General features: G+C 48.7%; 12 protein-coding genes and 1 pseudogene. 3 read left to right on the forward strand and 10 right to left on the reverse strand.

Annotation, left to right across the window (positions count from 1 at the left end; translation table 11 throughout):
• Positions 1-205 precede the first annotated feature (205 nt).
• A pseudogene (locus KIK04_RS07435) lies at positions 206-829 on the forward strand (superoxide dismutase); the annotation flags it as partial.
• Positions 830-963: 134 nt separating this feature from the next.
• The gene (locus KIK04_RS07440; protein ID WP_232277640.1) at positions 964-1839 is read left to right on the forward strand and encodes a DNA adenine methylase; all 876 of its coding nucleotides are present in this window, start codon (positions 964-966) and stop codon (positions 1837-1839) included.
• A gap of 109 nt (positions 1840-1948) precedes the next feature.
• Here the strand turns inward: KIK04_RS07440 and KIK04_RS07445 are convergent, their stop codons facing one another.
• The 5 genes from KIK04_RS07445 to KIK04_RS07465 all read right to left on the reverse strand — a co-directional run bounded on the left by KIK04_RS07445 (position 1949) and on the right by KIK04_RS07465 (position 8337).
• Positions 1949-3514: an S-layer homology domain-containing protein gene (locus KIK04_RS07445; protein ID WP_232277641.1), complete on the reverse strand. Its 1566-nt coding sequence runs from the start codon at positions 3512-3514 to the stop codon at positions 1949-1951.
• Positions 3515-3605: 91 nt separating this feature from the next.
• A complete protein-coding gene (locus KIK04_RS07450; RefSeq protein ID WP_232277642.1) occupies positions 3606-4328 on the reverse strand; it encodes a response regulator transcription factor in 723 nt (240 codons plus the stop codon).
• Entirely contained in the window at positions 4325-5803 is a 1479-nt protein-coding gene (locus KIK04_RS07455) for a sensor histidine kinase (protein WP_232277643.1), read from the reverse strand. The genes KIK04_RS07450 and KIK04_RS07455 overlap by 4 nt, the downstream gene beginning before the upstream one ends.
• Positions 5804-6197: 394 nt before the next feature.
• Positions 6198-7475, reverse strand: coding sequence for an amidohydrolase family protein (locus KIK04_RS07460; protein ID WP_232277644.1), 1278 nt, complete (start codon positions 7473-7475; stop codon positions 6198-6200).
• A 31-nt stretch (positions 7476-7506) separates the two neighbouring features.
• Positions 7507-8337, reverse strand: a complete 831-nt coding sequence (locus KIK04_RS07465) for an ankyrin repeat domain-containing protein (RefSeq protein WP_332330004.1) — start codon at positions 8335-8337, stop codon at positions 7507-7509.
• A 153-nt stretch (positions 8338-8490) separates the two neighbouring features.
• Between KIK04_RS07465 and KIK04_RS07470 the strand changes: the two genes are divergently transcribed.
• A complete protein-coding gene (locus KIK04_RS07470; protein WP_332330005.1) occupies positions 8491-9366 on the forward strand; it encodes a LysR family transcriptional regulator in 876 nt (291 codons plus the stop codon).
• Positions 9367-9469: 103 nt separating this feature from the next.
• Here the strand turns inward: KIK04_RS07470 and KIK04_RS07475 are convergent, their stop codons facing one another.
• From KIK04_RS07475 to queG, 5 genes are all read right to left on the reverse strand, one after another.
• Positions 9470-10012, reverse strand: a complete 543-nt coding sequence (locus KIK04_RS07475) for a hypothetical protein (protein WP_232277645.1) — start codon at positions 10010-10012, stop codon at positions 9470-9472.
• 112 nt (positions 10013-10124) lie between these two features.
• Positions 10125-11195 carry a DUF7309 domain-containing protein gene (locus KIK04_RS07480; RefSeq protein ID WP_232277646.1) on the reverse strand — a complete coding sequence of 357 codons (1071 nt, stop codon included), beginning with the start codon at positions 11193-11195 and terminating at the stop codon, positions 10125-10127.
• Positions 11196-11320: 125 nt separating this feature from the next.
• Positions 11321-11914 carry a GTP cyclohydrolase I FolE gene (folE, locus tag KIK04_RS07485; RefSeq protein ID WP_232277647.1) on the reverse strand — a complete coding sequence of 198 codons (594 nt, stop codon included), beginning with the start codon at positions 11912-11914 and terminating at the stop codon, positions 11321-11323.
• A 52-nt stretch (positions 11915-11966) separates the two neighbouring features.
• The gene (locus KIK04_RS07490; RefSeq protein WP_232277648.1) at positions 11967-12176 is read right to left on the reverse strand and encodes a YneF family protein; all 210 of its coding nucleotides are present in this window, start codon (positions 12174-12176) and stop codon (positions 11967-11969) included.
• A 187-nt stretch (positions 12177-12363) separates the two neighbouring features.
• Entirely contained in the window at positions 12364-14028 is a 1665-nt protein-coding gene (gene queG, locus KIK04_RS07495) for a tRNA epoxyqueuosine(34) reductase QueG (protein WP_232277649.1), read from the reverse strand.
• Positions 14029-14072: the final 44 nt, after the last annotated feature.

Genomic DNA, 14072 nt, shown 5'->3' on the forward strand with positions numbered 1-14072 from the left:
GGAGCACTCTGCACTTGATGATGCATCATCTGCAACATATGCATCATCTAAACATGCAACCTCCACCACAGCAGAGCAAGCCCCAGAGCCAACACACAATCGAGCTCAGAGCCAATCCAAGGCGGACGAACCTGCAGAACCAGCAGAGCCTGCACCACCTGAAGGACGCACGCCCGTCGTTGCAGCACCTCCAGACACCGCATACGTACCTATTGGCGGGCACACGCTCCCGCCGTTACCTTATCCGTATAATGCACTTGAACCGTATATTGATGAAAAAACGATGCGTCTCCATCACGACAAACATCATAAAAGCTATGTTGACGGCTTAAATAAAGCCGAAATCGCACTTGCTGAAGCGCGGCGTACCGGAAATTTTGAGCTTGTGAAATATTGGGAGAATGAGCTTGCATTCAATGGAGCCGGCCATTACTTGCACACCATCTTCTGGAGCATTATGAATCCAAAAGGAGGAGGCAGACCGCAAGGTCCACTCTTACAGCAAATCCAGCGTGATTTCGGTAGCTACGACGCATTCAAACAGCAGTTCTCCAAAGCCGCTGAAAAAGTAGAAGGCGGCGGCTGGACGATCCTTGTCTGGAGCCCGCGCAGTCGCAGGCTAGAAATTTTGCAAGCCGAGAAGCATCAGAACTTATCGCAATGGGACGTCATCCCACTGCTTGTACTAGACGTATGGGAACACGCATACTATTTGAAATACCAGAACGAACGCGACAAGTACGTTCAAAATTGGTGGAACGTCGTTTACTGGCCAAACGTCAACGAGCGATACTTAAAAGCTCGCCAATTAAAATGGCCACCTTATTAACACTGTTTATTGCACCATTTTCCCATTTTTATGTACAATGGAATAGAAGTGCAATGGGAATAATGCGGCTTTAATCACGCCGCATTTTCTTTTTTGCCAGCTAACGGTAAACTACACGAGAAAGAGGCGAAGGAATGCCGCTGAAATTGAAGCCGATAGTAAAATGGGCAGGCGGTAAGCGACAATTGCTCCCCGATATTCGTCGCCGCTTGCCGCAAATTAATTGGAACGAAGCAGCCTACTATGAACCATTCGTTGGCGGTGCCGCGTTGTTGTTTCATATTCAGCCTGCCCGCGCCATTATTAATGACGTGAATCCCGAACTCATCAACCTCTATCAAATGATCAAACAGCACCCAGAAGAGCTAATTGAACGGCTTCGCGCCCATCGAAACGAAGAACTTTACTATTACGATATTCGTCAACAAGATCGTGACCATGAACGTTATAGCCGGATGTCTGCGGTCGAGCGAGCCGCACGGCTTATTTATTTAAATCGAACTTGCTTTAACGGCCTTTACCGCGTAAATAAGAGAGGACAATTCAACGTCCCTTTTGGCAAAAATAAACGACCCGATTTCGTGCAAGAAAAAAAAATTCGCAATATGTCCCGCTACTTCAATGATGCCGACATTACAATTACCGCGGGCGACTTTGCCGCCTCTGTTGAACATGCTAAATGCGGCGATTTCATCTATTTTGACCCACCTTACGATGCGCTGACCAAGACAGCTGCCTTTACCTCCTACACCAATGCAGGTTTTAACCGCCATGAGCAATCCAGGTTGGCAGATTTATTTCAAAATTTACACGAACGTGGCGTATACTTGATGCTCTCCAATCATGCGACGGACTTTATCCGCGAATTATACGAGAAATTCTACATACACGAGGTTCAAGCACGACGCCTTATTAACTCCAAAGGAACTGCACGCGGCAAAATCAACGAAGTGCTTGTACTCAATTACACCGCTGCACACGAAAGTGATAACAGTCTGATGCTCTGTTGAGCCTACAAAAAAACGACTTGACGAGAGTTGCCATCAGCATAACTCATCATGCTTCGTAACATGAACACGAAAAAGGCGAGCGCATGAGCACTCGCCTTTCAATCGATAGCTAGTTCTTCGTAACGCTTACGTTAGCTGCGCTAGCCCAACCACCTGTGGCAGACACTTTATAGGTCGTACCAGCAGCCAGTTTGCCGCCGTTAGCAACTTCAAACGTCCCTGTCGCACCTTTACGCGTCGTAAACTTGTACGTTGCTTGCAAGCTGCTTCCGTCTGCTGCTGTTAACGTAATGCTACGACCAGCGAACAACTCATCCTGCGGATCTGCCGCCAAAGTCACCTGCACGGACGAAGCGTCGTTAGCTTTAACCTCTTGTATAACAAGCGGTGCTACTTGTTGCGCCGTGAATGTACCATTCGCAAATGTCGCCCATGCGGATGTCACTGTATACTTCATGCCAGGCTGCAACGTCACGCCTGCTGGCAGACGGAACTTAGGCGCTTGGCGACCATCCGTCGCCTGCGTAAATGGAATGTAACCTGCCACGATCGGCTCGCCACGCTCCGGCGTAAGTGTGACTTGCTTGCCGCGCATGGACGAAATAATTTGATACTCCGCGCCGTTGTAGCGGTTGTTCTCATCCAACGCAAAGTCCAAGCCACCGCGCTTGCCGCTGTAGGCCGCAATCACATTGCCATAGTCGGTGATGTGATCCGCTAAGCTTGATACCGTTTCAATCGTGTCATTCGACACTTGCTGCACGGTGCGCATCGCAATCATGACCGAACTTGCCGTAAAGCTGCCTGCGGCTTTACCTTTATAGGTCAAGTTATAGATCGCCCCCGCCTTTTGCGGCGTAGTTGGCACGATGTAAGTCGACACCGCTCCCGTCATCAACTGCGGCACGTTCGTTAATTCAATGCCGTTATCGAACACGAAGTTCTTCTTCGCTTGATCCAAATTAACGTCCTCTGGCGTCAAACGCGCCGAAAATGTCACTTGCAAAGTACTTGCATTCAACGGATGAATGCTCGTCACTTCCGCTTGTGCAGAAGGCTGCATCCGCTGCGCATGATGAATAATAAACGCCGCTTCTGCACGTGTAACCTGCTTATGCTCACCGCTGAGCTGTGCTACCCACTTCTGCACTTCAGCCGTATCCTTGTTCAACACCGTTGCCACAAGTGCCGTAAACTCGTCGCGAGTAACTGCTTGATTAGGCTTAAACGTCTCACTTTCCTCTACCTTAACTCCAACGTTGGTCAACGATGCAACATAGCTGGAATACCAGTCTTTTGGGGCAACATCTTTGTACGTATTGCTCTCCCCAAGTGTACCCGCTTGAACCAGCTCAACGTTCAAACCTAGCACGATCATTTTAGCTAATTCTGCTCGGGTTACATGCTTGTCAGGCTTTACCTTGTTAGCGTCGTAGCCCGTCATAACCTGCTGCTTAATAAGTGCCTCAACAGCAGAGCTGTAATGGCCCGCCTTTGCTAAATCAACGTATTTAGCTTGCGTATTAGCACCCGCCGCTTGCACGTATGAAGTAGACAATGGAGCCGTTACTCCGAGTGTTAGCGTAGCAGCCACCATGAGAGCAGCCCATTTTTTCGGCATAGACGGCGTAGACGTACCCGATTCGTTAATCTTCTTATTGTGCATCATGTTCATAAAAGTTTCCCCTCTCGCGTATCGTTCGTATAGACCCATACTAAGCGTTAAAAAGAAACTCCCTATAAACAAAACATTAATAAAAGATTAACTAAACGGTAAATCGATATCCAGCTCCCCACACCGTATCGATGAATTGTGGATTGGACGGATCAAGCTCTATTTTTTCCCGAATGCGACGAATATGAACGACGACCGTCGCAATGTCGCCCACGGAATCTAATCCCCACAGACGTTCGAACAAATGCTCCTTACTAAACACCCGATTCGGATGAGTAGCCATAAAAGTGAGCACATCGAACTCCTTTGCCGTCATGATAGCCTCTTTCCCGTTCACAAACACTCTACGCGACGCCTTATCAATGAGCAAACCGCGAATTCGTATTTCTTCCGTCGGAGAAGCAGAAGTATCTTGTCCAGCAAAATGTTGCCGACCGCGACCGCCTACCAAACGCTCATATCGAGCTAAATGGGCTTTGACTCTCGCGACCAGCTCACTTGGGCTGAACGGCTTCGTCACATAATCGTCAGCACCAAAGCCAAGCCCTCTAATTTTGTCTACCTCCTCTTTGCGAGCCGACACAATGACGATTGGCACATCTTTAACGGCACGAATTTGTTTGCAAATATCGAGCCCATCCATATTCGGCAGTGATAAATCGAGCACGATGAGGTCGTAATCGTTGGCGAGCGCCTGACGCAGCCCTTCATCCCCTTTATGGCAAATGTCTGCCGTAAACCCGTTAATATCAAAATAATCTTTTTGCAAGTCAGCAATGCTCGGTTCATCTTCAATAATCAGGATGTTCTTCAACCCTGCGCACCTCCACTCGTTAGCCGTTTGAGGGTGAACGTAATAACCGTCCCTGTTCCAAGCTCGCTAGTTGCCCAAATTTGCCCCCCATGGCCTTCTACAATTTGCTTCGCGATCGCAAGCCCCAGCCCACTTCCACCTGTACTCGCATTGCGAGATGTATCTTCCCGATAAAATCGTTCAAAAATATGCGGCAGCACCTCCGGTGCAATGCCAAGCCCACTGTCAGCAACCGAAATCGCGACCGTACTATGTCCCGCCGTCACACCGATTTCAATCCATTTTTCCGCGCCAACCATAAATTTTGCCGAATTGCTGACGATGTTATCGAGTGTGCGCTTCATTTTTTCTCGATCCGCGATCACGATGATCGGAGCTTCATTTTGTAGCCCCTTGAGGCGAATGTCGATGCCTTGCTCTACAAAATCAAACGTATAATCGTCTACACAATCTCGCAAAAACTCGCCCAACTCGACCTCCTCAAAGGCAAACGGCAGCCGCTTCAAGTCCAATTTTGAATAGAGGAACAGCTCATCAATCATCCGATCCATATGAACCACTTTTGAAAAAATAGTGCCCGTATACTTGTCCATCTTCTCCTGCGTATCAGCCACACCATCCCGAATACCTTCGATATAACCTTTAATGGTCGTCAGCGGCGTCTTTAGATCATGCGAGATGTTCGTAATGAGTTCCTTACGGTTATCCTCGTATTGCAGCTGCAACTCAACGGAATCTTTCAGTCGATGCCTCATATCCTCAAACGCTTGGCTGAGCTGGCCTACTTCATCGTTAGAGACCACCTTAATTTGAAAATTCAAATCGCCATCGCGAATCTTTTCCGCCGATTGTCGGAGCGTGTTCAGTGGCTTAATAATGCTGCGCGTCAAAAAGTAATACAACAGACCGTTCGCGAGCAGCAGTACGATGACCAATACGCCGATAAGAACTGGTAGCAAGTTGTGCGTCAAGGCGGCGTATGGACTCATTTCGCGAATGACGTAGACGCTGCCCCGCTCTTTATCTGCGAATACAAAGTCAAATTTGGCATATGCGTAAAATCGCTCGCCGATATTGATCGTGTCACGCAAATAAATATTGCTCATTTCGTAGCTCGGCAGAGCATGTTTAAGCTCCGGCTGATTGAGCAGCGCAGAGGAAAATAACACGTCTGCTTCTTTTCTGACGAACAGGCCTGACTGTATTTTGCGCAGTCGGAAATCGTAGTCTTTGTACACGGCCTCGTCCAAGAGCTGACTAGGGTCATTTTTCGCCATATATTTTAAGTCGAGATATAAATTTTCATCTTCTTGTGTTAAGGGACGGAGCGAATAATGGATATTGTAAAAATCTTTTAAGCTCTTTACATCTCCTGTAAAGGCTACCGTAATAAGCAGCGCCGCGATAACGAACAGCATAACGGTCGTTAGCATCATAGCAGTATACGATAATAGCAATCGTAGGCGAATAGACATATAAACCTCCCAATCCTAAATCCGATAAAAGATTCATCTGTCACTACAATAGCAAAAACAGCGAAAGGGAGCGAATAATTCGCTCCCTTTATGTGCAATTTCTTTGGGTAATTCCTGCGATGGTACATCTATTTCTCACCATTTGTGGCTTGAATGATCAAACCCCTGCAAATGTACATCTATTTTGCTTTCAGGATGATTCATTAGCTCATGGGGCGTTGAAATGCCTGCACTTTTGCACGTATTCCCCTTATGAGTCGATATCATCATGAAAACCTGTACTTTTACATTTGTTTGCTCCTACTACTGCTTCTGCTTCTGCTCTTGTTCGTCCTTGCTCTTGATGCAGCGATATCGGAACTACAGCAAAACTACAGCAGAACTACAAGCGGAACTACAGCGAACCCGCCACCACTTTGCCCTGATACATCACGGCACGACGCGGCGAACGTCTCGCCACCGCCTCAGCGGAACAGCTCGCTTCCACGAATACCGCATTCGCCTCAGCACCTACGGCTGGCCATACTTGCTGCCCAGATTCGTTAAGCGGCGTAATTCCGCCCGTGATACATTCCAGCGCACGTGCCAAGGAGAGCTCATCTGCATAGCGATAAAGTTCCGCCATGCGGTTCGCTTTTTCCAACATATCTCCTGTGCCAAATGGGGACCAGTGATCGGTAATACTGTCGTTGCCCAGCTCAACTCGCACTCCTTTTTCACGAAGCAACGGAATAGGCATTTGAATCGCGCCAATCGGAATCGTGGACGTGACATTGATGTCCAGTTCGGCAAAGCGCGCCGCTAGCTCGCCAGCCACACCTGCAGCAACGCCTGCAAAACCAAACGCGTGGCTCACCGTTACACGGCCCTGCCAGCCAGCTTGCTCGGTCAGCTCAGCCAACTTTCTCATCGAGTAAATACCGAGATGATCGCGCTCGTGAATATGAATATCGACGCCTGCATTAGCTTCGACCGCGATTTCCATAATCGTATGCAACGATTTATCAATGTTGCCGTCTACGGTAGCCGGGTCGACTCCCCCGACGTGGGTTGCGCCCATACGCATCGCTTCGCGTACACGTTGAACCGAATCGGAGAGCAGCAAGCCGTGCTGCGGGAACGCGACGATCTCAGCGGACAGCTTGCCTGCATAAGTGTCCAGCGCTTGCAGTGTCGCCTCCATATTTTGCAGGCCAATAATCGGATCGACGTTGCAATGTGTCCGAATATGCGTCGCGCCATAGCCAAGCATGAGCTCTAGCATTTTTTCCGCACGGTGCCGAGCCGTTGGCACCTGCTTAGGCAACAGCTCACGCTCTTCAGCAAAGCGATCAAAAATGCTCGCCGCAGGACGCACCGCTTTCCAAGGCCCGCCATAATACGTTTTGTCGATGTGAATGTGCATCTCTTTAAATGCCGGGAGCATGAGTAGCCCTTGTGCATCGAAATGCGGAACTCCTTCTTGCTGCGTTGACTCTTCATACTGAACAGGAACAGGAACATCGCCCGCTAAACGGGAACTTCCCCCCACAGCTTCGACTCTAGTTATTTTTCCCGCTTCCATATACACGTTGTTCAATGTCGTCTCTGTTCCAACCACTACACCGTCTTCAGTCGCAAAACCTTGCTCCAAGCGCACATTTTTAATCCAACAAGCTTTGTTTGCTGTCATTTTTTGTTCCGCCCTTTCCCCGTCTCAAACCTTATTTTGCGCCCGCTTTAATGAGCATGTTCTCCATTTCGGTGTAACCCCGCTCCTTGGCATGCGCCAATGGCGTAACGCCGTCACCGTCTGCTAAATTCACATCCGCGTCATGCTCGATAAGCAACTCGACGATACGCTGATGATTTTTGCCGCCGTCGCCTAATAGAACGGCTTCCAGTAGCGCTGTCCAGCCCAAATTATTCACATGATCAATATCAACATCTGAATTCGTCAGCAATTCTTTGACCACTTCTACATGCCCGCGATCTGCCGCAGGAATAAGTGCCGTTCCACCGTAGCGATTCGTAATCGTCGTATCCGCACCCGCTTGCACGGTCAGCTTCACGATTTCCAACAGCCCTTCTGCTCCTGCATATAGCAGGGGGTTATCTTTACGATCGTCCTGAATATTTAAGTCAGCGCCCTTCTTGATCAAGGCTGTCACCAATGCTGGATGGTTGCCTACCGTTGCCAGCATGACCGCAGTTTTACCTTGTCCGTCCCTCGTATTGATGTTCGCTCCTGCTGCTATATGTTTAAGCACATCTGCTGTGTTGCCAGCTTTAGCGGCTGCAAGCAGAGCTTTGTTCATCTTGCTCACATCCTTCGGTTTGGTCGTTTGCGAATTCGATGTTGATGTATTCAACGTTTTACTATTCGACGTTGATGTATTCGATGCATGTTTCCCAACGTTGCTCTGCTCGCTTGCCCCTTGTTCAGTCGCTGTCGGCACAACAGCAGCCCTTGTCTCTTCCGCAGGTTGCTGACATCCTGTCAGCAGCATAGCCGTGATCCCAAATGTCATCGTCAACTCTATCGTTCGCAGCAAGCGCCTCACCTCTTCTTTTTTCTATTCCTACATTTGTTAGCCTCGTCTTTGTCTAAGGAGTAACTTTATGCTACCATGATGGATACCTATATGAAAAATATTCAAAAGATTCACTTTCCATATCTTTTTCATATGTATAGCGGAGGTACGCTCATGATGGATACCCGACAACTACGTTATTTTTGTGCGATTGCTGAAGAACAGACGATTACCGCTGCTGCCCGCAAACTGCGCATGGCCCAACCTCCGCTTAGCCAGCAACTCAAATTGCTAGAGCAGGAATTGGGCGTGGAGCTGGTGCAAAGGCACCGCTCGGGACTGCAATTGACCGAAGCCGGACAAGCTTTGTACATGCACGCCAAGCGTGTCCTGCATTTGATCGATGAAGCCGAAAGCGAAGTGAAAGAAATAGGTAGCGGCTTACGGGGCAAGCTGACGATCGGCGTCAATACGCTGTCCGATGAGCGACTGCCGCGACTGCTGCATCAGTTTCGCGAGCGCTACCCGCAAATTACGTACAAAGTTCAACAAAACGAGTCTGCCCAATTGTGCAAACTGATTAAAGACCGGTCTATTGAGCTCGCGATTATTCGCTATCCGCTAGATTTAGAGGCATTTACATGTGTTCCGTTCCGCACAGAATCGTTCTGTTTTGTTATCTCCGAGCAGGACAGGGATGTGCATGATGCTTCTTGGGAGCACATTCAGCATGTACCGCTAATGCTGCCGAGTACCGAGGGACTAGGCATTTTCAATATGATTGTGGAGCAATTCGAGCGCCGTCAGCTCACACCGAATTTGATTGGCGAATGCTCAGATATTGCTGTGCTGATGGAATTAGTACAGGGGGGATTCGCTGCGACGATCGTGCCCGAAACGGTGCTCAAGCTGCACCGTGGCTATCAAGTGCGAGCGCTCCCGATTGAGCACCATTTCACCTCATCATCGGTGTTGATCTGGCTGAAGGATCAATATTTGTCCAAGGCGGCGCAGCATTTTATCAAGTTGGTGCAAGGTACGGAGTGTTAGATGACACGCATTTCTGCAAAAAATAGCAAAAGCCCTGAACGTCTATCCTGTTCAGGGCCTGCCCTATCATTTTTCTCTGACCAACATGGCCATGTTCATTTGTTTATTCAGGTAAAGTAGCAGTAGTACTTGGCTGTGCTGTAGCTTGGATTGCTTTTCGAATCTCCCAATAATAAGCTAGCAACATAACCGCTATAAGGACAACAGTAATTATACTTATCCCCTCGTTATATAACCACTCTTCAATCCACCAGATATCCTCAAACAATTCCAGCGTAAAGCCCCCAACAACAACTATCAGCCCAATAAGTATCAAAAATAAAATAGGTATTATTATCGTTATGTAACGAATAGTGATCGGGACAGATAAACAAATAAATCGTTCAATAAAATGCTTACCATCACCAGCCACGTTCGCCTTATAGCACGCGCTAATTCCCCAGCCGATCAGTAGAATATGAGTTAACACCGTGATCCAATCGTAAATATTGTATATAACCCCCTCTTCGCTATTCAACCATAGCAACACTTCTGCACTAATTGCATGCAACAGTGCAAAGGTAATTAAATACTTTAACTTCTGCTTTTCCGAGACTTGTCCAGCCCGGAAATCCGCAATCAACTTTTTCGTACTCCACCAATACATGTTATTTATCCCCTCAACTCATCTCAATAAAGCGCAAATAAAGCGCAGCAAAAAAATCCCGCCCACGCCTAAGCGTAAGCGGGATTTAACGCCGAACATCTATACGTCCAACTTATTTTTTTGCGTTTTTAACAAAATACTCGACCAAATCGCCACGCGCCTCTTCCAAATACGTCAAACGAGGCTCACGCTCGATTTTAACTTTCAAGCGCTGTGCAGTCTTTTCGAACAAGTCGATCGTCTCGTTCGTGCGAATAACGAGCTTTTGCGGGCGGTTCCCTTTTTCCTCGATCAAATTCAAGAAATGATCCAAGAACTGCTGCTCGAAATTCTCATCATACGTCACGTGGAAGCCGACTGCCGAACGAGAAACACGGTCTACCCACAAGCAAAGACGCGGGTAATATGGACGATCAGACGCCTCTCCCTTAACCGCTACAGGTGCAAAGAAGAACTCTGTTTCCCAGTGTCCTTTCTTATTCGGGAAGCGCTCCATAATATCCGTCAAACGTGCTGCATCATCGTATTCAACCTTCACTGGACGCTGCAAAATGAACTCTGGGTCCATCCATACATCAGCCCACTCACCGCTAACCTGCTCACGTACAAGAACTTTGCCTGGCTTAGGCGCTACAAGTACGTTCTTGTCCTTTTTCACACGTGTTGCAATGTCCATCGCTTGCTCTAACGCCATCGTCAAGTATTGTACTTCCTGCTCGTTCAGCGTCCAAGGTGCAAGACCTGGATCGTACACGCGGAACATCGGCCAAGCGTTGCGACCGCGGAAACGGAAGCCCAATTCTTTGATTTGCGCCAAATCTTGCTTATCCAGATCTGTGCGGTCTTCGTAAGTGATCATCATGCACTTTTGACGGTGCAGCCACGCATAGCGCTCATCGCGATCGATAAGCATATCATTTAAGCTTTCAAGCCCTTCTGCTCCGCGGAATACCGCGAGGCCGAACAACGTTTCGCTTGCACCCATAATGCTGCAATAGCCGATTTCGCCATCCTCTGGATTGCGTACACCAAAAATACGGCTATCCTGCTGCCATGTCCAAGGCGCCATCTTCTTAAATGCGCTTGCTACTTCATACAAGCGTGTCCATGCAGCTTGCTCCTCCGTCATCACTATCTCCTGACCTTCGGTTGTCTCTAACTGTTCTTCGGTAGTCTGTGTCATGAGTTGCGTAATTCCTCCTCTATTCTAACAACTAAAATGCCCGTTTTACATATATGGATTACAAAACAAGAAACCCGCCCCCTAGCCCGGAACGGGTTTCTATTATCTCGTCTCAACCCAATTAATTATTGCTTCAAAAGCGATAAAAATTCCGCGCGCTGTGCCGCATCCGTACGGAAGCTTCCTCGTGTAGCAGACGTAACCGTCATGCTACCAGGCTTCTTAACCCCACGGGCACACATGCATAAGTGTTCACCCTCAACCACGACCATGACGCCGTGCGGCTGCAACACTTCTTCCATAATATTAGCAATGTCCGATGTGATGCGTTCTTGCACTTGCAATCGGCGCGAGATCGCTTCAACCAAGCGGGCAAGCTTGCTCAAGCCGGCAATTTTACCGCTTGGAATGTAACCAATGTGTACTTTGCCGAAAAACGGCGCCATATGGTGCTCGCATTGGCTGTAGTACGTAATATCTTTTACGATGACAAGCTCTTCATGTTGCTCATCAAACGTTACGCCCAGTACATCGCGCGGGTCAACCTCATACCCTGCGAAAATTTCTTCATACATGCGAGTGACACGCGCAGGAGTTTCCAACAAACCTTCACGCTCAACGTCCTCGCCGATAAGCTTCAAAATTTCATTGATATGGTGCTCAATTCGTTCGCGATTAGCACCGACTCGGGTATTTACATAATCCTTTAAGCCAGCCACGCTTGAATCCTCCTCCCGCTGCAAGTGCTCCAGCGTTCATTGCACGATACGATTATTTGTGTTTTTTCTTGTTCATCATTTGTTGTGCCATTTGCATCTGCTTAGAATTCAAGTTATAGCCCATTTGCTTCGCCATTTTTTGCAGCGCTTGCGGGTCAGATTGCATCTTCTCCATTTGTTTGCGGAGATAGAACACGCCACCAGCAAAGCCGATCACAATGCCGATAATAAGCGTGACAATTGCCGTAATTACCGTCCACATTTCTCAAAGTCACCCCAACATCGTTTGAGTTTAATTATTCATGTCATAGTTGAGAACACACGATTTCTCTACGAATTCATCCCTTTATGATAGCATGTCCGCCCCATTATGACAAATATCACCTAATCTTGTTCATTCACCGTTATTCATCCATTTACGAGCTTATACACGGTATTCTATCATCTAATTAACTAGGGTACGTAATTCCTTCTAAATCCAACAATTTTTCTTTAATGTCCAGCCCGCCACCATATCCGACAAGCTTGCCGTCTGCGCCAATTACGCGATGACACGGAACGACGATCGGTAGCGGATTGCGATTGTTCGCTCCGCCTACTGCTCGTACGGCCTTTGGATTTTCAATAGCTACTGCGACATCTTTATAAGAACACGTTTCTCCGAATGGAATGTCCAACAGCGCTGTCCAGACCGATTTCTGGAACTCTGTTCCGTACATATCGAACGCGAGATCGAATGTTTGCCGCTCACCAGCAAAATAGCTTTCGAGCTGCTGCTTCGCTTCCTTCAATCGTTCAGGATGACGCTGAATCGCCACCTTGCTGCCAATAGCACGGTGTGCCCATGCTAAAATCTTCTGGGATTGCTCCAACACTGTGCCGAACTCAATCGCACATAAGCCCGTCGGCGTCGCGACAAGTGTCAGTACACCAAGCGGTGAATCCATCTCTTGCACATACAACGGCTCAACCGTTTGCTCTGCTTGCTTCAAGGCTTCCTGTAATGCTTGTTGCACGACTTCATCCTCCTCCCAGCGCAGCGCTTCGCGCAGCTGCTCCTTAGCGGCCACACCTGCAATGCGCCCGTGTGCCCAAGCAACCGTCGCGCGAATGTCTGGGCGCGAGTCCTTAAGCAGCAGCGAGCGCAAAGCAGGCAAGGCGCTCCGGTCACGCAAGTTGCCGAGCGCCACAATCGCATTGCGTTGAATGGGCTTCTTGCCGCGCCATGCCGCAGATAGGCTGCCAAACTGCTCTTTGAACTGCCGATTCGATATATCGAGCATCGGTACGAGCAGCGGCTTGGCCAATTCTGGATCAGGCTGCATTTCCTCGTGATGCGTCCAATTCATGCCTTTATTTTTCGGGCATACGATTTGGCACGTATCACAACCATACAATCGGTTGCCCATTTTCACCATCATCTCATCCGTAAGCAAGTCCTTGGACTGTGTCTGAAACGAGATGCAGCGCTGCGCATTAAGCTGCCCCGGCCCGACAAAAGCACCTGTCGGGCATGCATCTAAGCAGCGCGTGCACTCCCCACAATCCTCCGCAATCGGATGATCAGGCGGGAAAGGTAAATTCGTAATCATTTCGCCCAAGTAAATCCATGAGCCCCACTTCGGCGAAATGATGGAGCAATTCTTACCGCCAAATCCAATGCCCGCACGTTCTGCTACCGCACGGTCGCTTAACTCTCCCGTATCGACCATGCTCTTGATACGCAGCTCGGATTCGGGAACGCGCTCGCGAATAAACGCTTCTAGCCGCGCCAACCTGTTGCGCAATACGAGGTGGTAATCAAGCCCCCACGCAGTGCGTGCAAACATGCCGCGCTTCCCGCTAGCATCTGACTTCGGCGGATCTTCTAACTTCGAAGGATAAGCGACCGCTATAGCAATAATCGAGCGTGCCCCCTCGAGCAGCAACTCTGGACGTGTTCGCTTATCTAAATCTGGTTCTTCAAAGCCTGAGTTGTATCCTTTATCGACTGACTGCTGTAGACGCGCCTTCAGCTCGATGAACGGGTCGGCTGTCGTAAACCCGATCTGATCGATGCCGAGTGAAGGTGCTGCTGCCACAATCTCTTGCTTTAATTGCGCCCAACGCTCCAATATTCCCGTTCACCTCCTTCATGCCCTATGCGCCATCCTCTCAT

The sequence above is a fragment of the Paenibacillus sp. 481 genome, from assembly GCF_021223605.1.
Classification (GTDB): domain Bacteria; phylum Bacillota; class Bacilli; order Paenibacillales; family Paenibacillaceae; genus Paenibacillus_B.

What these genes read in the sequence shown, in the direction of transcription:
- KIK04_RS07475 (WP_232277645.1), bottom strand. Translation starts at nt 10,012, where the DNA reads ATGTATTGGTGGAGTACGAAAAAGTTGATTGCGGATTTCCGGGCTGGA.
- KIK04_RS07470 (WP_332330005.1), top strand. Translation starts at nt 8,491, where the DNA reads ATGATGGATACCCGACAACTACGTTATTTTTGTGCGATTGCTGAAGAA.
- KIK04_RS07480 (WP_232277646.1), bottom strand. Translation starts at nt 11,195, where the DNA reads ATGACACAGACTACCGAAGAACAGTTAGAGACAACCGAAGGTCAGGAG.
- KIK04_RS07445 (WP_232277641.1), bottom strand. Translation starts at nt 3,514, where the DNA reads ATGAACATGATGCACAATAAGAAGATTAACGAATCGGGTACGTCTACG.
- KIK04_RS07460 (WP_232277644.1), bottom strand. Translation starts at nt 7,475, where the DNA reads ATGACAGCAAACAAAGCTTGTTGGATTAAAAATGTGCGCTTGGAGCAA.
- KIK04_RS07455 (WP_232277643.1), bottom strand. Translation starts at nt 5,803, where the DNA reads ATGTCTATTCGCCTACGATTGCTATTATCGTATACTGCTATGATGCTA.
- KIK04_RS07440 (WP_232277640.1), top strand. Translation starts at nt 964, where the DNA reads ATGCCGCTGAAATTGAAGCCGATAGTAAAATGGGCAGGCGGTAAGCGA.
- KIK04_RS07490 (WP_232277648.1), bottom strand. Translation starts at nt 12,176, where the DNA reads ATGTGGACGGTAATTACGGCAATTGTCACGCTTATTATCGGCATTGTG.